Source organism: Rhodobacter sp. CZR27, assembly GCF_002407205.1.
Classification (GTDB): Bacteria; Pseudomonadota; Alphaproteobacteria; order Rhodobacterales; family Rhodobacteraceae; genus Cereibacter_A.
The window spans coordinates 1,039,812-1,060,855 of the sequence record NZ_CP023548.1 but is presented as its reverse complement, the minus strand read 5'-3'; the positions used below and the strand labels follow the sequence as shown (position 1 = coordinate 1,060,855).

Sequence of the window (21,044 nt, the reverse complement as noted above, 5' to 3'; positions counted from 1 at the left end):
TGCGCCGCCGGGCCGGCCGGGTGCCCGGGCGGCTCAGGCTGCGCGACTGCGCCCGGCGTGCATCGGGCATCCGCCGCGCGTCCCCGGCGCGGCATGCGGCTGCGGGCGGCCGGACCGGCGCTGGATCGCGGACTCCGCCGCATCGAGCTTCCGGCCGAGTTCGTTCATCCGCAGGATCGCCTGATTGACCTGATCGACGCCGATGGTCTGCTCCTTGCAGGCGGTCGAGATCTCGGCGACCAGCTGGGTCGTTCGGTCGATGTCGGGCAGCAGGCGGTGCAGGCTCTGCTCGGCCCGCGACGAGGCGGCCAGCGTCGATGCGGCCAGCGCGCCGATCTCGGCCGAGGCCTGCTCGACCCGTTCGGCCAGCCGGCGCACCTCGCCCGCGACGACCGCGAAGCCCGCGCCCTGCGATCCGGCCCGCGCCGCCTCGACCGCCGCGTTCAGTGCCAGAAGGTTGGTCTGGCGCGCGATCTCCTGCACGATGCCGACCTTGCCCGCGATCTCGCGCATGGCGGTCGCGGCTCCGGTAACGGCCTCGCTGCCGGCCGTGGCCAGTTCGCTGACCTGCGTCGCCGAAGAGCGGGTCTGGTCGGCGTTGTCGGCGGTCTGGCGGACCGTCGCCGCGATCTCTTCCATCGCCGAGGAGGCATCGGCCAGCGACCGGGCAAGCTGCGTGGCCACCTCGCGCTCCTTCTCGATCTCGCGGCGCTCTTCCTCCAGCGCCTCGAAATAGGTCGAGACGCCGTAATCCATGTCGAGGATCGCGGCCTTCAGCATCAGGCCGATCGACTCTGCCGTGCGCTCCACCCGCTTGCGCGAATGAAAGCCCCGGCCGAGCATCCGGGGCAGCATGATCGACACCATCCGCTCGAGGATCAGCGCGTAGCCGCCGAGATACCAGCGCGGCTCCAGCCCGATCCTTGCATGAGTGCGCCCGACCCGGGTCGCCTCGCTGACATAGTCCTCGTCGATCTCACCCGAGGCGATGCGCGACCAGTGGGTCTTCTGCTTGCCCGCCGCATGGGTCATGCGCGACTCGTCGCGGAAGAAGGCGGCCGCCTCGGGCGTCCCGCCCACCCTGTCGTAGAAGTCGCGAAGCGCCTCGTCGACCGCTTCGAGGAAGATGTCACGGTTCTCCGGCAAGCGCGCGAGCGCGGCCGCATCAAGCTTCAGGAAATCCAGGCGCTCCTGAAGATCGGTCTTCTTACTCATACGGCACCCCGGTCAAAATCATCTCGCTCAAGAATGAGCATTTCACAGCACGCGCACCGCGGGAAAGCAATCACCGGAAAGGCTAAAACACCCAGCAATTACAGGAGTTCTGCATCCGCACGGGTCGAACGGATACATCCCTTCGAATGGAAAAAGGGGGCCCCGAGGGCCCCCTTTCCGTCGCAACCTGAAGGTCAGGCTGCGATCACATCATGCCGTCCATGCCGCCCATGCCGCCCATGCCGCCGGCCGGAGCCGACTTCGGCTCGGGCTTGTCGGCGATCATGGCTTCGGTGGTGATCAGCAGCGAGGCGACCGAGGCCGCGTCTTCCAGAGCGGTGCGGACAACCTTCGCCGGGTCGATGACGCCGAACTTGAACATGTCGCCATATTCTTCGGTCTGGGCGTTGAAGCCGAAGGTCTTGTCGTTCGACTCGCGGACCTTGCCAGCCACGACCGAACCGTCCACGCCCGCGTTCTGGGCGATCTGGCGCAGCGGAGCTTCCAGCGCGCGACGCACGATGGTGATGCCCGCGTTCTGGTCGGGGTTCTCGCCGGTCAGGCCGTCGAGCGCCTTGCCGCCCTGGATCAGCGCCACGCCGCCACCGACGACGATGCCTTCCTGCACGGCCGCACGGGTCGCGTTCAGGGCGTCATCGACGCGGTCCTTGCGCTCTTTCACTTCGACTTCGGTCATGCCGCCGACGCGGATGACGGCCACGCCGCCCGCCAGCTTCGCGACACGCTCCTGCAGCTTCTCGCGGTCGTAGTCGGACGAGGTTTCCTCGATCTGGTTGCGGATCTGCGCCACGCGGGCGTCGATCTCGGCCTTGTCACCGGCGCCGTCGACGATCGTGGTGTTGTCCTTGTTGATCGAGATCTTCTTGGCGCGGCCCAGCATGTCCACGGTGACGTTCTCGAGCTTCATGCCGAGGTCGTCCGAGATCACCTGGCCGCCGGTCAGGATCGCGATGTCCTGCAGCATGGCCTTGCGGCGGTCGCCGAAGCCCGGAGCCTTGACGGCGGCGATCTTCAGGCCACCACGCAGCTTGTTCACGACGAGAGTCGCGAGGGCTTCGCCTTCGACGTCCTCGGCCACGATCAGCAGCGGCTTCTGGGCCTGGATCACCGACTCGAGCAGCGGGACCATCGGCTGCAGCGACGAGAGCTTCTTCTCGTGCAGCAGGATGAACACGTCTTCGAGTTCGGCGGTCATCTTGTCGGCGTTGGTGACGAAGTAGGGCGAGAGGTAGCCGCGGTCGAACTGCATGCCCTCGACGACTTCGACTTCGGTCTCGAGGCCCTTGTTCTCCTCGACGGTGATCACGCCCTCGTTGCCGACCTTCTGCATCGCATCGGCGATGAAGCGGCCGATCTGGGCCTCGCCGTTGGCCGAGATGGTGCCGACCTGGGCGACTTCATGCGAGTCCGAGACCGGACGCGAGGCAGCCTTGATCGCTTCCACGACTTTCGTGGTGGCGAGGTCGATGCCGCGCTTCAGGTCCATCGGGTTCATGCCGGCGGCGACGGCCTTGAGGCCTTCCTTGATGATGGCCTGGGCCAGCACGGTGGCGGTGGTGGTGCCGTCACCCGCCTCGTCGTTGGTGCGGGAAGCGACTTCCTTCACCATCTGCGCGCCCATGTTCTCGAACTTGTCGGCGAGTTCGATTTCCTTGGCGACCGTCACACCGTCCTTGGTGATGCGCGGCGCGCCGAACGACTTGTCGATCACGACGTTGCGGCCTTTCGGGCCCAGCGTGACCTTCACCGCGTCGGCGAGGATGTTCACGCCGCGCAGCATGCGGTCGCGGGCATCGGTATCGAACTTGACGTCCTTGGCAGCCATGTGAATGCTCCTGATTGTCTGGTTTCTGCGATCTTCTCGGATGCGGCTCAAAGTGCCCCGATCCGTCGGGGACCAAGCCTGCGGTCAGCCCGGCCTCAGCCGAGGATGCCGAGAATGTCGCTTTCCTTCATGATGAGCAGCTCGTCACCGTCGATGGTGACCTCGGTGCCCGACCACTTGCCGAACAGCACGCGGTCGCCGGCCTTCACCGACATCGCGATCAGCTCGCCCGAATCCTTGCGCGCACCTTCACCGGTGGCGACGACTTCGCCCTCGGCCGGCTTTTCCTTCGCGGTGTCGGGGATGATCAGACCGCCCTTGGTCTTTTCGTCGCTCTGGACGCGGCGGACCAGCACGCGGTCATGCAGCGGTTTGAATGCCATCTGAGAACACTCCCTAGGTTCCAGGTTGAATAGGATTGGCACTCGCAGTCGGTGAGTGCCAACGACGCGACAGATAGGAAAGCCTCACGCGGCTGTCAACGGGGAGGATGCGTCAAAATGGACCGGACCGCTTGGCGCGGGCGGCGAGGCATGCAACCTTTGCAGCGCCCTTACAAGGACATGGTGCATGGCCCGACTGATCCCGACCCTTTGCTTGTTCCTCGTGATCTCGGCCGGTGCGGCGCGGGCCGCCTGCGTCGGAACCGACCTGATCGACACCTTGCCGCCGGCCGAGCGGGCGCTGGTCGAATCCGAGACCGCCCTGCAACCCTTCGCCGAAGGCAACTTCTGGCGCGCCACCCGGGGCGAGCAGCGGGTGATCGTGGCGGGAACCTATCATCTGGAGGATCCGCGCCATGCGGCGAACCTCGACCGGCTGCGCCCCTTCATCGAGGAGGCCGGCGTGCTTCTGGTGGAAGCCGGCCCCGAGGAGGAGGCGAAGCTGAAGGAGGCGATGGCGAAGGACCCGTCGCTGATGCTGTCCGACGGCCCCACCCTGCCCGAAGTGCTGAGCGAGGGGGAATGGAAGACCCTGTCGGGCGCCCTTCGCGCGCGCGGCATCCCGCCGGTGCTCGCCTCGAAGTTCGAGCCCTGGTATGTGTCGATGACGCTCGCGCTGCCGCCCTGTGCCATCGACGCCGCGAAGCAGCCGGACGGCCTCGACAAGATGGCGATGGCGGCGGCAAGGGACGCGGGCGTGCCGGTGCGCTCGCTGGAGCCCTGGAATACCGTGTTCAGGCTGTTCGCCGAGCTTACCCCGCAGGAGCAGCTGGCGATGATCCGCACCGCCCTGCCGCTGGAGGACCGGGTCGAGGATCTGGCCGTGACGCTGGGCGACCGCTACTTCGCAGGCGAGTCGCGGAAGGTGTGGGAATACATGCGCCTGCAGACCCATGCGATGCCGGGCTACACGCCCGAGGCGGCGGATGCCGAATTCGCCCGGATGGAGGAGACGCTGGTCACGCGCCGCAACCGGGCATGGATGCCGGTCATCGAGGCGGCGGCCGCCGAGGGTCCGACGGTCGTCGCCGTGGGCGCGCTGCACCTGCCGGGAAAGGGAGGGGTGCTCGCCCTGCTGGACGAGGCGGGCTTCCGCCTCGAGAAGCTCGGGTTCTAGCGGTCAGCGGGTCTCGGGCGTGCCGAACAGGCTGGTGACCACCGCAGCCGGACGCAGCGACCGGCTGAGTTCGGCAAGGACGAGTTCAAAGGGCAGATGGGACCGCGGGTCGCGCATGGCCGTTTCCTTGGCTGGCTGTGAGTCTGTGGCGGAACATGCGCCCGGCGCCGCGCTTGCACAATTTCCGCATCGTCGCACCCGCCATGCCGCTGCCGCAACAGTCCGGCCGGCTGTGGCGGGGATGCTGCAGCGCGGCAAGCGTGGCGGCGCGGGCGTGACAAGCCGCGCCCTGCCGCCTATAAGGCCGGCAAATCCATCCGCAGCGGGAAGCATCCATGATCAAGGTTTTCGGCCACAAGTCCCCCGACACCGACTCCACCGGCTCGCCCATCATCTGGGCCTGGTATCTGACCGAGGTGGCCGGCACTCCGGCGAAACCGGTTCTCCTCGGCGAGCCGAACACGGAAGCCGCCTTCGTCCTGAAGCACTGGGGCCTCGACAAGCCGGAGATCATCTCGGACGTGACCGCCGATGATACCTGCGTGATCGTGGACACCAACAACCCTGCCGAGCTGCCGCCCTCGATCAACGAGGCGAAGGTCGTGGGCATCATCGACCACCACCTTCTCGTCGGCGGCATCAAGACCAAGGCCCCGATCGAGATCACGGTGCGTCCGCTCGCCTGCACTGCCACCATCATGCACGACCTGATGGGCGATGCGCTGGCCCGCGCGCCGCGCGAGATCAAGGGCGCGATGCTGTCCTGCATCCTCTCGGACACGCTGGAATTCCGCTCGCCCACCACCACGCCGCATGACCGCGCGGTGGCCGAGAAGCTGGCCGCCGATCTGGGCGTGGACATCCCGGCCTTTGCGGGCGAGCTGTTCGCGGCGAAGTCCGACGTCTCGGCCTTCTCGGACGCGGAACTGCTGCGCATGGACTCGAAGGAATACGAGATCGAGGGCAAGCAGTTCCGCATCTCGGTGCTGGAAACCACCGCGCCGAAGGTGCTTCTCGACCGCAAGGACAGCCTGATGGCCGCCATGCCGGCCGTCGCGACCGAGGACGGCGCGGATCAGGTGGTGCTGTTCATCGTGGACATCCTGCGCGAAGAGGCGACCCTGCTGGTGCCGAACGATCTGGTCAAGCAGCTGGCCGAAAAGAGCTTCGGAGCGACCGTCTCGGGCGATACGGTGGTGCTGCCGGGCATCATGAGCCGCAAGAAGCAGATCATCCCGGTGCTCAAGCTCTGACCCTTGCCGGGCCGGTCACCCGGCCCTTCCGGCGCCTCCGGCCGGGCGGATCGCGCCCGGCCTTTACATGAAAGGCTTCCCCATGACCCAGATCGTCGCCTCGCTTGCCGAAGTCTCCGGCGTGTACCGCGCGCTCTATTGCGATCTCTGGGGATGCCTGCACGATGGCAAGCGCGCCTTCCCCGAGGCGGTGGAGGCGCTGCGCGCCTTCCGCGCCAGGGGCGGCACGGTGATGCTGCTGACCAACTCCCCGCGGCCGAAGCCCTCGGTCCTGCGCCAGTTGCAGAACCTGAACGTCCCCGAGGACTGCTACGACGAGATCGCCTCGTCGGGCGACGCGGCGCAACATGCGCTGATCACCGGGGCGGTCGGGCGGAAGGTCTATCACCTCGGGCCGGAGAAGGACGATGCGTTCTTCACCGATTTCGCCGAGGACCTGCGCCCTCTCGCGGAAAGCGCGGCCCCGATCGTCAAGGTGCCGCTGGCCGAAGCCGAGGGCATCGTCTGCACCGGCCTCTTCGACGACCTGACCGAGACGCCCGAGGACTACCGCGCGACGCTGCTGTTCGCGCGCGAGAAGGGGCTGAAGCTGCTCTGCGCCAACCCCGACATCATGGTGGACTACGGCCACAAGCGCATCTACTGCGCCGGCGCCCTCGCGCAGGCCTATGACGAGATGGGCGGCCAGAGCTTCTATTTCGGCAAGCCTCACCCGCCGATCTACGACCTCGCCCGCCGGCGGCTGGAGGCCATCCGCCCCGGAATCGCCGCCGAGGACATCCTTTGCGTCGGCGACGGCATCGGCACCGACATCCAGGGCGGCATGTCCGAGGGCCTCGACACGCTGTTCATCACCGGCGGCCTCGCCTCGGACACGTTCGGGGCGAACGGCGAGCATCTCGAGCCCGCGCGGCTGGCGGACTGGCTGGCCCAGTCTCAACTGAGTCCTACCTTTGCAATCTCCCGCCTGCGTTAAGCGCACGGCAAGATTATTGCGCCTTTAGTCGCAGTCGGGAACATATATTGCCCAACCATCTTGTGCTGCATTGCAGCGCAAACTATCGTGTGCGGCACCAGCAAAGGGATTCGCAGGATGCTCGACAACATGCCCCGCGGGACGATCTGCATCGAAGACCTCGAGATCGGCATGAGCCGCTCTCTCCGCAAGGAAGTGACCGACCGCGACATCGAGCTGTTCGCCGAGGTCTCGACCGACCGCAATCCGGTGCATCTCGACGACGACTATGCCCGCGACACGATCTTCGAGGGCCGCATCGCCCACGGCATGCTGACCGCGGGCCTGATCTCGGCGGTGATCGGCGAGCAGCTGCCCGGCCACGGCACCGTCTATCTTGGCCAGTCGCTGAAGTTCCTCGCTCCTGTGCGTCCGGGCGATACGGTGCTTGCAGAAGTGACAGTGACCGCCATCGACCACGGCAAGCGGCGCGTGACCCTTGAAACCCGCTGTCTGGTGGGCAATACCACCGTCCTGAAGGGCGAGGCGCTGGTTCTGGCGCCAAGCCGCAAATTCGACTGACGGCGGGGTCCCCGCCCGCGGGGACCGATGCGCATCTACCACCACTGGCAAGGGCTTGAGGCTTCGGATCGTGGCGCCTCGGTCGCTATGGGCAATTTCGACGGCGTCCACCGCGGCCACCAGCATGTCATCGACCTTGCCCGCGGCCGCGGCCCGCTGGGGGTGATCACCTTCGAACCGCACCCGCGCGAGGTCTTCGCGCCCGAGGCGCCGCCCTTCCGGCTGATGAACGCCGAGGCCCGCGCGAACCGGCTGGCGAAGCTGGGCGTGGAAAGGCTCTACGAGTTGCCATTTGACCTGAACCTCGCGGCCCTGTCACCCGAGGACTACGCGCGCGACGTGCTGGCCGAGGGCCTTGGCGTGAGTCACGTGGTCGTCGGATCCGACTTCTGCTTCGGCAAGGGGCGCAAGGGCACCGTCGCGGACCTGACCGCGCTGGGGCGGCGCTACGGCTTCGACGTGACCGTCGCCGACCTGCTGACGGCGCAGGGGCTGGAGATCTCCTCGACCGCGATCCGCGCCGCGCTCAGCGAGGGGCGGCCGCAGGATGCGGCCACGATGCTCGGGCACTGGCACCGGATCGACGGCGAGGTGCTGCACGGCGAGAAGCGCGGCCGCGAGCTGGGCTATCCCACCGCCAACATGTCGGTGAACGGGCTCCACCTGCCCCGGCTGGGCGTCTATGCCGTCAAGGTGGACGTGCTGACCGGGCCGCAGAAGGGCAGCTACTCCGGCGCGGCCAGCCTTGGCGTGCGGCCGATGTTCGGGGTCAACCGGCCGAATCTGGAAAGCTACCTGTTCGATTTCTCGGGCGACCTCTATGGCCAGCACCTCTCGGTCGGCTTCGTGGCCTTCCTGCGCCCCGAGCTGGTGTTCGACGGCCTGCCGGCCCTGATCGCCCAGATGGAGCGTGACTGTGCCCGGGCGCGTGAAATCCTTGCCGCCTGACCGCTCTGCCCCCTTTCCTTTTTGCCGCTTCGGGCTCATGTAGCCGCGATGACCAAGCCCCCTGCCCCACGACCGAAGTTCTGGGAGCGCGTGCCGCTCGACAAGATGACGCCCGCCGAATGGGAGGCGCTCTGCGACGGCTGCGGCAAGTGCTGCCTGAACAAGATCGAGTTCGAGGACACCGGCGAGGTCGCCTTCACCCGCATCGCCTGCCGGTTGCTGGACGGCGACACCTGCCGCTGCACCAATTACGCGATCCGCCGCCAGTTCGTGCCGGACTGCGTGCAGCTTTCGCCCGCGACGCTGCCGAAGATCGCCTACTGGATGCCGCAGACCTGCGCCTACCGGCTGCTCTACGAGGGCAAGCGCCTGCCGTCCTGGCATCACCTGCTGACCGGTGACCGCAACTCGGTTCACGCGGCCGGCGCCTCGGTGCAGGGCTGGACGGTTCCCGAGTTCGAGGTCGCGGAAGAGGACTGGGAAGACCACATCATCGAGGAAACCCCCTGATGTTCTTCGCCTCGGACAATGCCTCGGGCGTCGCGCCCGAAGTCATGGCCGCGCTCTGCGCCGAAGGCGGTTCTGCCCTGCCCTATGGCGGCGATCCGGTGACGGCCGAGGTCACCGCGCTTGTCCGCGAGATCTTCGCGGCACCGGAGGCCGAGGTGGCCCTTGTGGCCAGCGGCACGGCCGCCAATGCGCTGGCGCTGGCGACCCTGACACCGCCTTGGGGCGCGGTGTTCTGCCGGGAGGGCGCGCATGTCGAGGCGGACGAATGCGGCGCGGCCGAGTTCTTCTCGGCCGGCGCGAAGCTCGTCACCCTGCCGGGCGAGGGCGGAAAGCTCGCCCCCGAAACGCTCGAGGCGGCGCTGGCTCGCTTCACCCCTGGCGACCTCCATGCCGTCCGGCCGGCGGCCCTGTCGCTGACCAACGTGACGGAGCTGGGCACGGTCTATCAGACCTCCGAGGTCGCGGCGCTGTCGGCGGTGGCGCGGACGCGGGGTCTCCTCTGCCATCTGGACGGTGCGCGGTTCGCGAATGCGCTCGTCGCGACCGGCGCCACGCCCGCCGCGATGACCTGGCGGTCGGGCATCGACGCGCTCTCGCTCGGCGGCACGAAGAACGGCCTGCTGGGCGCCGAGGCGGTGGTGCTGTTCGACCCCGCACGCGCCGAGGAGCTGCGTATCCGCCGGAAGCGGAGCGGGCATCTCCTGTCGAAGCACCGCTATCTCGCGGCGCAGATGCGCGCCTATCTGGCGGACGGCCTCTGGCTGCGCCTCGCGCGACAGGCGAACGAGGCCGCGGCGCGGCTTGCCAGCGGGCTGTCGGGGCTGCCTGACGTGCAACTGCAGCACCCGGTCGAGGCGAACCTTCTGTTCGTCGATCTTCCCGCGACGCTCTGCCGTCGGGCGCGCGACGCGGGAGCCGTCTTCTACGACTACGGAGCCACCGGCGATCACATGACGGTCCGGCTGGTCTGCTCCTGGAACACGACCGACGCCGACATCGCGGAGTTCCTCGCGATCCTGCGCTGAGGGGCGTGAACGTGCCCCTTCCCCGGCTGACAGTCGGGCGCCGGGGCCCCCGCACGCTCCGAAGGGCAGCCGCCGCTGCCCGATCCTGCCGCACAGGGGCCTTTATCGGGTCACGGGCGCCGCTTCCGGACGTTCCCGTGGCGACATTCCGGCCCGGGTCCTTTGGTGCGGTTTCCAAGACCCTGACCCGGTGCTAGAGGGTGTCCAACGTCAAGAATCGGCCCCTTCGGGCCTGTCGAGGAACATCCCGATGCCTGCCATGAACGAGCCGAAGCTGATCTCCGGCAACGCCAACCTCACGCTCGCCAAGTCGATCGCGCGGCGGATGTCGGTCCATCGGGGCATGGCGGTGTCGCTGGTGGATGCTCGGGTCGAGCGGTTCAACGATCAGGAGATCTTCGTCGAGGTCTACGAGAACGTCCGCGGCGAGGACATGTATATCATCCAACCGACCTCGAACCCGGCCAACGACAACCTGATGGAGTTGCTGATCATCGCCGACGCGCTGCGGCGGTCCTCGGCCGACCGGATCACCGCGGTGATCCCCTACTTCGGCTATGCCCGGCAGGATCGCCGCGCCAAGGCGCGCACGCCGATCAGCGCGAAGCTGGTGGCGAACCTGATCGTCGAGGCGGGTATCGACCGCGTCCTGACGCTTGACCTGCATGCGGCGCAGATCCAGGGCTTCTTCGACATTCCGGTGGACAACCTCTACTCCGCGCCGGTCTTTGCGCTGGACATCGAGCATCACTTCAAGGGCCAGATGCAGGACCTGATGGTGGTCTCGCCCGACGTGGGCGGGGTGGCCCGCGCGCGCGAGATCGCCAAGCGCATCAACGCGCCGCTCGCCATCGTCGACAAGCGCCGCGAGAAGCCGGGCGAGATCGCCGAAATGACGGTGATCGGCAATGTCAGCGGCAAGAAATGCATCATCGTCGATGACATCTGCGACACGGCCGGCACGCTCTGCAAGGCGGCGGAGGTGCTGGTCGCCAATGGCGCGGTCGAGGTCCATTCCTACATCACCCACGGCGTGCTGTCGGGTCCGGCGGTCGAACGCGTGGCGAATTCGGTGATGAAAAGCCTCGTCATCACGGATTCGATCGAACCCAGCGCCCATGTCCGCTCGGCCCCGAACATCCGCATCGTGCCCACCGCGCCGATGTTCGCGCAGGCGATCCTGAACATCTGGAGCGGCACGAGCGTGTCCTCGCTGTTCGAGACCGACACGCTGGTGCCAATCTACGAAGGCATGTACCAGCGCGGCTGAGGCATCAGCCGAGGTCCCAGGCGTGCCTCGTCCCGCACCGGGCCGAGGGCCGTCCAGTCGGCGCGGATGCGCGCGACGCGGGTGTCGCCCCAGGTCCTGAACACGAGGTCGAACCCGTCCGCCGTGACGTTCTCGGCCGAGTTGTCGGCCCGCGTGTTGCTGCGCCGGTCCAGATCCCACATCGAGATCGACACCATGACGGCGGGCGGTTGGAGGTAGCGGTCGGCGAAGCTGACCGCCTGCCTTGCCTCGCGCGGGCCCTGCCCGGTCCACAACGGGCCACCGTCCTAGAAATCCGAGAACAGGATGCGGGAGCCCCGCTGGATCCCGAGGGAATGGACTGACATGGGTTTCATGGCGGCCCGCCCCGACAGCTTGGCGCAAAGAAAAAGGCCCCGGCAATCCGGGGCCTTACGTAGCGATCCAGACGCGGATCAGTGGCCGGCGGCCACCTTCAGCGCGATCATGTCGTTCACCATGCGCTCTGCCATGTCCTTGTCTTCCGGCAAGGCAACCGAGGCCAGCTCACGCGCCTCGGCGATGAACTCGTCGATGACGGTGCCGGTCAGTTCCTCGACCGGAACCGCCTTCTCGGCCAGAACCGAAACCGAGGTGCCGTTGATCTCGGCGAACCCGCCGGTCACGGCGAAGGACTGCATGCCGGTGGTGGCATGGGCCCGCAGGATGCCGGGACGCAGGCTGGTGATGGTGGGGGCATGCCCCTCCATCGCCGTCAGGTCACCCTCGGATCCCGGGATCTGCACGTCGGTCGCCGCAAAGGAAGCGAGCCTCCGTTCCGGCGAGACGAGGTCGAATTGCAGCGTTCCCGCCATGATGCCCCCTTACGCCGCCTGCGCCGCGAGACGCTGCGCCTTGGCGATCACTTCCTCGATGTCGCCGACCATGTAGAAGGCGGCTTCCGGCAGGTGGTCGTACTCGCCCGCAACCACGGCCTTGAACGAGGCGATGGTCTTCTCCAGCGGAACCTGCACGCCGTCCGAGCCGGTGAACACCTTCGCCACGTCGAACGGCTGGCTGAGGAAGCGCTGGATCTTCCGGGCGCGGGCCACGGTCAGCTTGTCCTCTTCCGACAGTTCGTCCATGCCGAGGATGGCGATGATGTCCTGCAGCGACTTGTAGCGCTGAAGGATCCCTTGCACGGCGCGGGCGGTCTCGTAGTGCTCCTGGCCCACCACCTGCGGGTCGAGGATCCGCGAGGTCGAGTCGAGCGGGTCCACCGCCGGGTAGATGCCGAGTTCCGAGATCGCGCGGCTAAGCACGGTCGTGGCGTCGAGGTGGGCGAACGAGGTCGCCGGAGCCGGGTCGGTGAGGTCGTCGGCCGGCACGTAGATCGCCTGCACCGAAGTGATCGAGCCGGCTTTCGTCGAGGTGATCCGCTCCTGCAGCGCGCCCATGTCGGTGGCGAGCGTCGGCTGGTAGCCCACGGCCGAAGGGATACGGCCGAGAAGCGCCGACACTTCCGAACCCGCCTGGGTGAAGCGGAAGATGTTGTCCACGAAGAACAGCACGTCCGTCCCCGACTGGTCGCGGAACTGCTCGGCCAGTGTCAGGCCGGTCAGCGCGACGCGGGCGCGCGCCCCCGGAGGCTCGTTCATCTGGCCGTAGACCAGCGCCACCTTCGACTCCGACAGGTTGTCGATCTTGATGACGCCGGATTCGATCATTTCATGGTAGAGGTCGTTCCCTTCACGGGTCCGCTCGCCCACGCCGGCGAACACGGAGTAGCCCGAGTGCACCTTGGCGATGTTGTTGATCAGTTCCATGATCAGAACGGTCTTGCCCACGCCGGCGCCGCCGAACAGGCCGATCTTGCCGCCCTTCGAGTAGGGGGCGAGGAGGTCGATCACCTTGATGCCGGTGACGAGGATTTCCGAGGTCGTGGACTGCTCGGCGAATTCCGGCGCCGGCTGGTGGATCGCGCGGGTCTGGGTCGCGGCGACCGGGCCCTTCTCGTCCACCGGCTCGCCGATGACGTTCAGGATGCGGCCGAGGGTGGCGTCACCCACCGGCACCGAGATCGGCGCGCCGAGGTCGGACACCGGGGCGCCGCGAACGAGCCCCTCGGTCGCGTCCATGGCGATGGTCCGCACGGTGTTCTCGCCGAGGTGCTGGGCCACTTCCAGCACCAGCCGCTTGCCGTTGTTCTCGGTTTCGAGCGCGTTCAGGATGGCCGGAAGGCTGCCGTCGAACTGCACGTCCACGACGGCGCCGATGACCTGCGTCACCTTGCCTTGGGATGCTGTTGCCATGTCGTATCTCCGTCGGATCAGAGCGCCTCGGCGCCCGAGATGATTTCAATGAGCTCTTTGGTGATCGCGGCCTGACGCGACCGGTTGTACTGGATGGTCAACCGGTTGATCATGTCGCCCGCGTTGCGCGTCGCGTTGTCCATCGCCGACATCCGGGCGCCTTGCTCGGACGCACCGTTCTCGAGCAGCGCCGTGAAGATCTGCGTCGCGACACCGCGCGGCAGGAGGTCGGCCAGGATGCCTTCCTCGGACGGCTCGTATTCGTAGAACGACGAGATCCCGCCCTCGCCCTCGAACACGGCAGGGATCACCTGCTGCGCCGTCGGCACCTGCGCGATCACGGACTGGAAGCGGGCGAAGAAGATCGTCGCCACGTCGAACTCGTCGTTCTCGAACCGGTCGAGCACGTCGCGCGCGATGCCCTGCGCCACCGAGTAGCCCATGCGCTTGACCTCCGAGAGGTCCACATGGCCGATGAAGTGCTGGCCGAGGTCGCGGCGAAGCTGCTCGCGGCCCTTCTTGCCGACGGTGAGGATCTTTACCGTCTTGCCATCCGCAAGCAGCCGGTTCGCCGTCGCCCGGGCAAGCCGGACGATCGACGAGTTGAAGCCGCCGCAGAGGCCACGCTCGGCGGTCATCACCACCAGCAGGTGCACCTTGTCGCTGCCGGTCCCCGCAAGGAGACGCGGCGCGCTGTCGGAAGAGCCGGCGGAGCCCGCGAGCGCCGTCATGACGGCGGTCATCCGCTCGGCATAAGGACGGGCGGCCTCGGCAGCCTCCTGGGCGCGGCGGAGCTTGGCCGCCGCGACCATCTGCATGGCCTTGGTGATCTTCCGCGTGTTCTTGACGCTTCCGATCCTGTTCTTCAGGTCCTTGAGGCTGGGCATCCGTTATCTCCCCTGCCCCGCCCTCAGGCGAAGTCTTTGGCGTAGGCGTCGAGAGCCGCGCGGATCTTGTCTTCCAGCTCACCCTTGACCTTGCGGTCGTTGTTGGTGATGTCGGCCAGCAGGTCCTTGGCGTTGGTGCGCAGGTACTTCAGCAGGCCCTGCTCCCAGCGGCCGACTTCCTTCACCGGAACCTTGTCGAGATAGCCCTTGGTGCCGGCGAAGATCACGCAGACGATCTCGGCGTTGGTCAGCGGCGCGTATTGCGGCTGCTTCATCAGCTCCGTCAGGCGGGCGCCGCGGTTCAAGAGCGCCTGGGTCGAGGCGTCGAGGTCCGAGCCGAACTGCGCGAAGGCCGCCATCTCGCGATACTGCGCCAGTTCCAGCTTCACCGGGCCGGCGACCGACTTCATCGCGTCGGTCTGGGCCGAGGAGCCCACGCGCGACACCGAGAGACCGGTGTTCACGGCCGGACGGATGCCTTGGTAGAACAGTTCGGTCTCAAGGAAGATCTGGCCGTCGGTGATCGAGATCACGTTCGTCGGGATGAAGGCCGACACGTCGCCGCCCTGGGTCTCGATGATCGGCAGCGCGGTCAGCGAGCCCGAGCCATGCTCCTTGTTCAGCTTGGCCGAACGCTCCAGCAGGCGCGAGTGGAGGTAGAACACGTCGCCCGGGTAGGCTTCACGCCCCGGCGGACGGCGGAGCAGCAGCGACATCTGGCGGTAGGCCACGGCCTGCTTCGAGAGGTCATCGTAGATGATCAGCGCGTGGCGGCCGTTGTCGCGGAAGTATTCCGCAATGGCGGTGGCCGAATAGGGCGCGAGGAACTGCATCGGCGCCGGGTCCGAGGCGGTCGCGGCCACGACGATGGTGTAGGCGATGGCGCCGGTTTCTTCCAGCTTCTTCACCAGCTGCGCCACGGTCGAGCGCTTCTGGCCGATCGCGACGTAGATGCAGTAGAGCTTCTTGCTCTCGTCCGAACCGGCGGCCTCGTTGTAGGACTTCTGGTTCAGGATCGTGTCGAGCGCGATCGCGGTCTTGCCGGTCTGGCGGTCGCCGATGATCAGCTCGCGCTGGCCGCGGCCGATCGGGATCATGGCGTCCACCGACTTGAGGCCGGTCGCCATCGGCTCGTGCACGCCCTTGCGCGGGATGATGCCCGGGGCCTTCACGTCGGCCACGCGACGCTCGGTCGCCGCGATCGGGCCCTTGCCGTCGATCGGGTTGCCAAGGCCGTCAACCACGCGGCCGAGCAGCGCGTCACCGGCCGGCACGTCCACGATGGACTTGGTGCGCTTGACGGTGTCGCCTTCCTTGATCGAGCGGTCGTCGCCGAAGATCACGACGCCGACGTTGTCGACTTCGAGGTTGAGCGCCATGCCGCGGATGCCACCGGGGAACTCGACCATCTCGCCGGCCTGGACGTTGTCGAGGCCATGAACGCGGGCAATCCCGTCGCCCACCGAGAGAACGCGCCCCACTTCGGCGACTTCGGCAGCCTGGCCGAAGTTCTTGATCTGCTCCTTGAGGATCGCAGAGATCTCAGCAGCTTGGATACCCATTTATCCGACCTCTTTCATTGCATTCTGGAGAGCTGCGAGCCGTGCCTTGACCGAGGTGTCGATCATGGAGGAGCCCAGCTTGACGACGAGGCCGCCGATGAGGCTTTCATCGACGGTGGTTTTCAGTTTCACGTCCTTGCCGGCGCGCGCCTTCAGCGTGGCGGCGAGGCGGGCGGCCTGCTCGGCCGAAAGCGGCGCGGCGGCGGTGACTTCGGCGGTGATCTCGCCCTTCTCGGCGGCGATGCGCGCGCGGATGTCCGAGATGAGCTGCGGCAGCACGAACAGGCGACGGTTCGACGCCATGAGCGCCAGCAGGTTGGCAGTCAGGGCCGAGATGCCCATCTTCCCGGCGACCGCGGCGATGGCGGCCTCCTGCTCGGCGCGGCTGTAGACCGGCGAGGTGGCGAGATCGCGCAGGTCCGCGCTTTCACCCCAGGCGGCCGCAATGGCCTCGATGTCGCTTTCCAGCGCGGGAAGGGCGCCTTCGTCCTTCGCCAGTTCGAAGATGGCGGCGGCGTAGCGCGCGGCGATGCCAGAGGAAATCGAAGCCGGTTCGGACACGTCAACCCTTTCGATATCATGGCCTCCGACGCTGACGTGAATTCCGCAGGCCAGAGGCATTTCGTGGCGCACGAGGCACATCCCGCGCGTCTTAACTTTCGCGGCGGGTGTAGCAGAGGAATTGCAGCCCCGCAACCAAGAAGGTCGGCCGCTTCGAAACGCGAGAAGCCCTTGTTTCCTTGGCGATCCCACCCGTGCTGCCGCTGTTTTGGGCACCCGTGAAACGGGCCGCCAAGAGCACTCGGCGTCCTGCGGCGACATGACCGGTGGCGGCGGCCGTACTGACGGAATCGTGGTGCCGCTAACGGTCGGGCCGCGGTTCGCGCCGGGGTCAGTCGAGGCTGCGGTTGGTGGGCGCCGGCATGTGCTGCGGCAGGCCCTCGAGCACACGCAGCGGCCTCGACACGACCGCCTTCAGGCCGGACCGGGTCGGCGCATAGACCTGCTTGGAGGCTTCGACCATCAGCACGCCCCCTACCAGCCAGGGCGCGAAGCGGCGTCCGCCGGCCTCCCAGAAGTCCGCCGTCTTCAGCCAGAACCGCTGATGCAGCGGCGGCGCGAACAGCGCGGCCAGCGAGCGTTCGGGGGTGAAGTCGTGCCGCTTCAACTGGGCCTCGAGCTGGGCCAGCGAATAGGGCCGGCCGAAGCCGAAGGGGGTTCCGTCCCGGCGCGCCCAGAGACCCGAGCGCGACGGCACGATGAAGAGCGCCCTGCCCCCCGGCCCCAGCACCCGCCAGGCCTCGGCCAGCACCTCGGACGGATGCTCCGACGTTTCCAGCCCGTGCATCAGCACCAGCCTGTCCACCATCCCGGTCGAAAGCGGCCAGGCGCCCTCGTCGCACAGCACCGAGACGTTCTCCATTCCCGCGGGCCAGGGCATGACGCCCTGCGGCCCCGGCATCAGCGCGATCACCCGCCGCGCCTGGGACAGGTAGGGCCGCAACAGCGGCACCGAGAAACCGAAGCCGGCCACGGTCTGGCCCTTGGCGTCGGGCCAGAGCGTCGTCATCTGGTCGCGCACGGCACGCTGCGCCACCCGCCCGAGCGGGGTCCTGTAGTAGAAGTTGCGCAGGTCGAGCACGTCGAGATGCATTGCGGGCCAGCCTTGTCCGGGCACTATCGAGCGCCACACTACAAAGGAAAGGGAGAAGAAACCATGCCGCTCGAACTCGTCACCGTGCCCTGTCTCGGCGACAACTACGCCTACCTGGTCCACGACGCCGCGACCGGGGCGACGGCCGTCGTGGACGTGCCCGATGCCGCGCCGATCCGCGCGGCGCTGGCCGGGCACGGCTGGGCCCTGTCCGGGATTCTCCTGACCCACCATCACGTAGACCATGTTGCCGGGGTCGACGAACTGCGCGCCGAGACGGGCGCCCGGGTCCTCGGCGCGGCCGCGGATGCGCACCGCCTGCCGCGTCTCGACGCGGCGCTTGGCGAGGGCGACAGCATCACAATCGGCAGCGAGGAAGGACGGGTGATCGAGGTGCCCGGCCACACGGTCGGCCACATCGCCTTCCACTTTCCGGCCTCCGCCCTTGTCTTCACGGGCGACAGCCTGATGGCGCTCGGCTGCGGCCGGCTCTTCGAGGGCACCCCAGCGATGATGTGGCAGTCCCTGCGCAAACTTTCCGCGCTGCCGCCGGACACGCTGGTCTGTTCGGGCCACGAATACGCCGAGGCGAATGCACGCTTCGCCCGCACCCTTGAACCCGAAAATCCCGCGCTTATCTTGCGCTCCGGCTCGATCGCCGCGGCCCGGAGGGAGGGCCGGCCGACCGTTCCCTCGCAACTTTCGGATGAAATGGCGACCAATCCCTTCCTTCGCGCGAATGTTGCGGCGCTGAAGGCGGCGGTTGGCATGCCGGATGCACCGGATGCCGAGGTTTTCGCCGAAATCCGCGCACGGAAGGACAAATTCTGACGCGCGTGCGGACGGCCGATCACTTTTTGCGAAGAGGATGTCGGAAAGCGAAAGAAGCCGGAAATAACACTTGAAGGGCGGCACAGAAAACCGAACTTTAATTCTTACGAGGCCAAGGTTGGAGGAGCCTTCCGCCCCTCCGGCCCGCAGGACAGGAGCACCCGATCGTGCCATCTTTTTCGACCACTCTCGAGCAAGCCATCCACGGCGCTCTGGCGCTTGCGAATGCCCGCCGTCATGAACTCGCCACGCTGGAGCATCTGCTTCTGGCGCTGATCGACGAGCCCGACGCCTCGCGCGTGATGAAGGCCTGCTCGGTCGACCTGGACGAGTTGCGCAAGACGCTCGTGGACTTCATCGACGACGACCTGTCCACCCTCGTCACCTCCGTCGAAGGCTCCGAGGCCGTTCCGACGGCCGCCTTCCAGCGCGTGATCCAGCGCGCCGCCATCCATGTGCAGTCCTCCGGCCGGACCGAGGTCACGGGCGCCAACGTGCTCGTCGCCATCTTCGCGGAACGGGAGTCGAATGCCGCCTATTTCCTGCAGGAGCAGGACATGACCCGGTATGACGCGGTCAACTTCATCGCGCATGGCGTGGCGAAGGACCCGTCCTATGGCGAGCCCCGCCCCGTCACGGGCGCGGAGGAGCATCATGAGACCCCGAAGGCTGAAGCTGGCGAAGCGAAGGAGTCTGCGTTGTCCAAGTATTGCGTCGACCTCAACGTGAAGGCCCGCAAGGGCGACGTGGACCCGCTGATCGGCCGGGAGCAGGAGGTCGAGCGCTGCATCCAGGTGCTCTGCCGCCGTCGCAAGAACAACCCGCTGCTGGTGGGCGATCCGGGCGTGGGCAAGACCGCCATCGCGGAGGGCCTTGCCCGGAAGATCGTCAACGGCGAGACGCCCGAGATCCTGTCGCGCGCGACGATCTTCTCGCTCGACATGGGCGCGCTGCTCGCCGGCACCCGCTACCGCGGCGATTTCGAGGAGCGGCTGAAGGCCGTCGTGAAGGAGATGGAGGATCATCCCGACGCGATCCTCTTCATCGACGAGATCCATACCGTGATCGGCGCCGGTGCCACTTCGGGCGGAGCGATGGATGCCTCGAACCTGCTGAAGCCCGCGCTTCAGGGCGGCAAGCTCCGCTGCATGGGCTCCACCACCTACAAGGAGTATCGCCAGCACTTCGAGAAGGACCGCGCGCTCAGCCGCCGGTTCCAGAAGATCGACGTGAACGAGCCGTCGGTCGAGGATACCGTGAAGATCCTGATGGGGCTGAAACCCTATTTCGAGGAACATCACGACCTGCGCTACACGCAGGAAGCGATCCGTTCGGCGGTGGAACTGTCGGCGCGCTACATCCATGACCGCAAGCTGCCGGACAAGGCGATCGACGTGATCGACGAGGCCGGCGCGGCCCAACACCTGCTGGCCGAGAGCAAGCGGCGCAAGACCATCGGCCCGCGCGAGATCGAGGCGGTGGTGGCAAAGATCGCCCGCATCCCCCCGAAGAGCGTTTCGAAGGACGACGCCGAAGTGCTGCGGGATCTGGAGAAGACCCTCAAGCGGGTGGTGTTCGGTCAGGACAAGGCCATCGAGGCGCTGTCCTCTGCCATCAAGCTGGCCCGGGCCGGCCTGCGCGAGCCGGAGAAGCCGATCGGCAACTACCTCTTCGCGGGTCCGACCGGCGTGGGCAAGACCGAGGTCGCCAAGCAACTCGCATCGATCCTCGGCGTGGAACTGCTTCGCTTCGACATGTCGGAATACATGGAGAAGCATGCCGTCTCGCGCCTGATCGGTGCGCCTCCGGGCTATGTCGGCTTCGATCAAGGCGGGATGTTGACGGACGGTGTGGACCAGCACCCGCATTGCGTGCTGCTGCTCGACGAGATCGAGAAGGCCCACCCGGATGTCTACAACATCCTGCTGCAGGTGATGGACCACGGCAAGCTGACCGACCACAACGGCCGATCGGTGGACTTCCGCAACGTGATCCTGATCATGACGTCGAACGCAGGCGCGGCGGAACTGGCGAAATCGGCGATCGGCTTCGGCCGCGACCGCCGCTCGGGCGAGGATACCGCCGCGATCGAGCGGACCTTCACGCCGGAGTTCCGCAACCGTCTGGACGCGGTGATTTCCTTCGCGCCGCTCGGCAAGGAGATCATCCTTCAGGTGGTCGAGAAGTTCGTGCTGCAACTCGAGGCCCAGCTCATGGACCGCGGCGTGCATATCGAACTTTCGCCCGAAGCCGCCGCCTGGCTGGGTGAAAAGGGCTATGACGACAAGATGGGCGCGCGCCCCCTGGGCCGCGTGATCCAGGAAAACATCAAGAAGCCGCTGGCCGAGGAACTTCTCTTTGGCCGGCTGGTGAAGGGTGGCCTCGTCAAGGTGGGCGTGAAGGACGATGCGATCGACCTGCAGATCGAGGAGCCGAAGCCGAGATTGACCGGCTCCAAGCCGCCGCTGCTGACTGCGGACTGATCGGATAATAGGGCGGGGGAAACCCCGCCCTTCTTCAGTCTGCATTCTCGAAGGCCTTGCCTCGCGTCACGCTTCAACGCCCTGCGAAAGCGACGGTAGCGCAATGCGGGAATGGGGGGTCAATCCGTCCGTCATCGGGCGGCCCGCTGGCGGCAGGACGCGGATCGGCCCGATCCGCGGCAGGCCTCATGCG

Annotated in this window: 20 protein-coding genes; 10 read left to right on the top strand and 10 right to left on the bottom strand. The window is 67.0% G+C overall.

Annotation, left to right across the window (positions count from 1 at the left end):
• Positions 1 to 33: 33 nt before the first annotated feature.
• From CK951_RS05350 to CK951_RS05340, 3 genes are all read right to left on the bottom strand, one after another.
• Entirely contained in the window at positions 34 to 1,215 is a 1,182-nt protein-coding gene (locus CK951_RS05350; protein WP_096785174.1) for a globin-coupled sensor protein, read from the bottom strand.
• Positions 1,216 to 1,420: 205 nt separating this feature from the next.
• Positions 1,421 to 3,061 (bottom strand): chaperonin GroEL, encoded by a 1,641-nt coding sequence (gene groL / locus CK951_RS05345; RefSeq protein WP_096785173.1) that lies wholly within the window; start codon positions 3,059 to 3,061, stop codon positions 1,421 to 1,423.
• A 95-nt stretch (positions 3,062 to 3,156) separates the two neighbouring features.
• On the bottom strand, positions 3,157 to 3,444 hold the full coding sequence (locus CK951_RS05340; protein WP_096785172.1) for a co-chaperone GroES: 288 nt from the start codon (positions 3,442 to 3,444) through the stop codon (positions 3,157 to 3,159).
• A 187-nt stretch (positions 3,445 to 3,631) separates the two neighbouring features.
• On the opposite strand from CK951_RS05340, the gene CK951_RS05335 reads away from it, so the two are divergent.
• The 8 genes from CK951_RS05335 to CK951_RS05295 all read left to right on the top strand — a co-directional run bounded on the left by CK951_RS05335 (position 3,632) and on the right by CK951_RS05295 (position 11,164).
• A complete protein-coding gene (locus CK951_RS05335; RefSeq protein ID WP_096785171.1) occupies positions 3,632 to 4,621 on the top strand; it encodes a TraB/GumN family protein in 990 nt (329 codons plus the stop codon).
• Positions 4,622 to 4,956: 335 nt separating this feature from the next.
• Entirely contained in the window at positions 4,957 to 5,874 is a 918-nt protein-coding gene (locus tag CK951_RS05325) for a manganese-dependent inorganic pyrophosphatase (protein WP_096785169.1), read from the top strand.
• Between the two features lie 82 nt (positions 5,875 to 5,956).
• Positions 5,957 to 6,850, top strand: coding sequence for a TIGR01459 family HAD-type hydrolase (locus CK951_RS05320; protein ID WP_096785168.1), 894 nt, complete (start codon positions 5,957 to 5,959; stop codon positions 6,848 to 6,850).
• Between the two features lie 117 nt (positions 6,851 to 6,967).
• Complete coding sequence (locus CK951_RS05315) at positions 6,968 to 7,411, top strand: MaoC family dehydratase (protein ID WP_096785167.1); 444 nt, start codon at positions 6,968 to 6,970, stop codon at positions 7,409 to 7,411.
• 27 nt (positions 7,412 to 7,438) lie between these two features.
• A complete protein-coding gene (locus CK951_RS05310; protein WP_096785166.1) occupies positions 7,439 to 8,359 on the top strand; it encodes a bifunctional riboflavin kinase/FAD synthetase in 921 nt (306 codons plus the stop codon).
• A gap of 48 nt (positions 8,360 to 8,407) precedes the next feature.
• Positions 8,408 to 8,869, top strand: a complete 462-nt coding sequence (locus tag CK951_RS05305) for a YcgN family cysteine cluster protein (protein WP_096785165.1) — start codon at positions 8,408 to 8,410, stop codon at positions 8,867 to 8,869.
• Positions 8,869 to 9,894, top strand: a complete 1,026-nt coding sequence (locus tag CK951_RS05300; RefSeq protein ID WP_096785164.1) for a low specificity L-threonine aldolase — start codon at positions 8,869 to 8,871, stop codon at positions 9,892 to 9,894. Before CK951_RS05305 ends, CK951_RS05300 begins: the two co-directional genes overlap by 1 nt.
• 250 nt (positions 9,895 to 10,144) lie before the next feature.
• Positions 10,145 to 11,164 carry a ribose-phosphate pyrophosphokinase gene (locus CK951_RS05295; protein ID WP_096785163.1) on the top strand — a complete coding sequence of 340 codons (1,020 nt, stop codon included), beginning with the start codon at positions 10,145 to 10,147 and terminating at the stop codon, positions 11,162 to 11,164.
• Here CK951_RS05295 and CK951_RS05290 read toward each other — a convergent pair.
• From CK951_RS05290 to CK951_RS05255, 7 genes are all read right to left on the bottom strand, one after another.
• Positions 11,137 to 11,439: an H-type lectin domain-containing protein gene (locus CK951_RS05290; RefSeq protein ID WP_232520681.1), complete on the bottom strand. Its 303-nt coding sequence runs from the start codon at positions 11,437 to 11,439 to the stop codon at positions 11,137 to 11,139. The two genes, CK951_RS05295 and CK951_RS05290, sit on opposite strands and share 28 nt — an antisense overlap.
• Before the next feature lie 159 nt (positions 11,440 to 11,598).
• Entirely contained in the window at positions 11,599 to 11,997 is a 399-nt protein-coding gene (locus tag CK951_RS05285) for a F0F1 ATP synthase subunit epsilon (protein ID WP_096785162.1), read from the bottom strand.
• Between the two features lie 9 nt (positions 11,998 to 12,006).
• Positions 12,007 to 13,434, bottom strand: coding sequence for a F0F1 ATP synthase subunit beta (gene atpD, locus CK951_RS05280; protein WP_096785161.1), 1,428 nt, complete (start codon positions 13,432 to 13,434; stop codon positions 12,007 to 12,009).
• Between the two features lie 17 nt (positions 13,435 to 13,451).
• Entirely contained in the window at positions 13,452 to 14,321 is an 870-nt protein-coding gene (locus CK951_RS05275; protein WP_096785160.1) for a F0F1 ATP synthase subunit gamma, read from the bottom strand.
• Positions 14,322 to 14,344: 23 nt separating this feature from the next.
• Positions 14,345 to 15,883 carry a F0F1 ATP synthase subunit alpha gene (atpA, locus tag CK951_RS05270; protein ID WP_096785159.1) on the bottom strand — a complete coding sequence of 513 codons (1,539 nt, stop codon included), beginning with the start codon at positions 15,881 to 15,883 and terminating at the stop codon, positions 14,345 to 14,347.
• Positions 15,884 to 16,444, bottom strand: coding sequence for a F0F1 ATP synthase subunit delta (locus tag CK951_RS05265; protein WP_096785158.1), 561 nt, complete (start codon positions 16,442 to 16,444; stop codon positions 15,884 to 15,886). It abuts the gene before it with no gap.
• A 331-nt stretch (positions 16,445 to 16,775) separates the two neighbouring features.
• Positions 16,776 to 17,537 (bottom strand): methyltransferase domain-containing protein, encoded by a 762-nt coding sequence (locus CK951_RS05255; RefSeq protein WP_096785156.1) that lies wholly within the window; start codon positions 17,535 to 17,537, stop codon positions 16,776 to 16,778.
• Between the two features lie 63 nt (positions 17,538 to 17,600).
• On the opposite strand from CK951_RS05255, the gene gloB reads away from it, so the two are divergent.
• A complete protein-coding gene (gene gloB / locus CK951_RS05250; RefSeq protein ID WP_096785155.1) occupies positions 17,601 to 18,368 on the top strand; it encodes a hydroxyacylglutathione hydrolase in 768 nt (255 codons plus the stop codon).
• Between the two features lie 167 nt (positions 18,369 to 18,535).
• Positions 18,536 to 20,851 (top strand): ATP-dependent Clp protease ATP-binding subunit ClpA, encoded by a 2,316-nt coding sequence (clpA, locus tag CK951_RS05245; protein ID WP_096785154.1) that lies wholly within the window; start codon positions 18,536 to 18,538, stop codon positions 20,849 to 20,851.
• Positions 20,852 to 21,044: the final 193 nt, after the last annotated feature.

Bases quoted from the DNA above. Each gene is read 5' to 3' on its own strand.
- CK951_RS05325 (WP_096785169.1), top strand. From the start codon at position 4,957: ATGATCAAGGTTTTCGGCCACAAGTCCCCCGACACCGACTCCACCGGC.
- CK951_RS05300 (WP_096785164.1), top strand. From the start codon at position 8,869: ATGTTCTTCGCCTCGGACAATGCCTCGGGCGTCGCGCCCGAAGTCATG.
- CK951_RS05340 (WP_096785172.1), bottom strand. From the start codon at position 3,444: ATGGCATTCAAACCGCTGCATGACCGCGTGCTGGTCCGCCGCGTCCAG.
- atpA (WP_096785159.1), bottom strand. From the start codon at position 15,883: ATGGGTATCCAAGCTGCTGAGATCTCTGCGATCCTCAAGGAGCAGATC.
- CK951_RS05255 (WP_096785156.1), bottom strand. From the start codon at position 17,537: ATGCATCTCGACGTGCTCGACCTGCGCAACTTCTACTACAGGACCCCG.
- CK951_RS05310 (WP_096785166.1), top strand. From the start codon at position 7,439: ATGCGCATCTACCACCACTGGCAAGGGCTTGAGGCTTCGGATCGTGGC.
- CK951_RS05335 (WP_096785171.1), top strand. From the start codon at position 3,632: ATGGCCCGACTGATCCCGACCCTTTGCTTGTTCCTCGTGATCTCGGCC.
- CK951_RS05285 (WP_096785162.1), bottom strand. From the start codon at position 11,997: ATGGCGGGAACGCTGCAATTCGACCTCGTCTCGCCGGAACGGAGGCTC.
- CK951_RS05320 (WP_096785168.1), top strand. From the start codon at position 5,957: ATGACCCAGATCGTCGCCTCGCTTGCCGAAGTCTCCGGCGTGTACCGC.
- CK951_RS05315 (WP_096785167.1), top strand. From the start codon at position 6,968: ATGCTCGACAACATGCCCCGCGGGACGATCTGCATCGAAGACCTCGAG.
- CK951_RS05305 (WP_096785165.1), top strand. From the start codon at position 8,408: ATGACCAAGCCCCCTGCCCCACGACCGAAGTTCTGGGAGCGCGTGCCG.
- CK951_RS05350 (WP_096785174.1), bottom strand. From the start codon at position 1,215: ATGAGTAAGAAGACCGATCTTCAGGAGCGCCTGGATTTCCTGAAGCTT.
- CK951_RS05275 (WP_096785160.1), bottom strand. From the start codon at position 14,321: ATGCCCAGCCTCAAGGACCTGAAGAACAGGATCGGAAGCGTCAAGAAC.
- atpD (WP_096785161.1), bottom strand. From the start codon at position 13,434: ATGGCAACAGCATCCCAAGGCAAGGTGACGCAGGTCATCGGCGCCGTC.
- CK951_RS05295 (WP_096785163.1), top strand. From the start codon at position 10,145: ATGCCTGCCATGAACGAGCCGAAGCTGATCTCCGGCAACGCCAACCTC.
- gloB (WP_096785155.1), top strand. From the start codon at position 17,601: ATGCCGCTCGAACTCGTCACCGTGCCCTGTCTCGGCGACAACTACGCC.
- groL (WP_096785173.1), bottom strand. From the start codon at position 3,061: ATGGCTGCCAAGGACGTCAAGTTCGATACCGATGCCCGCGACCGCATG.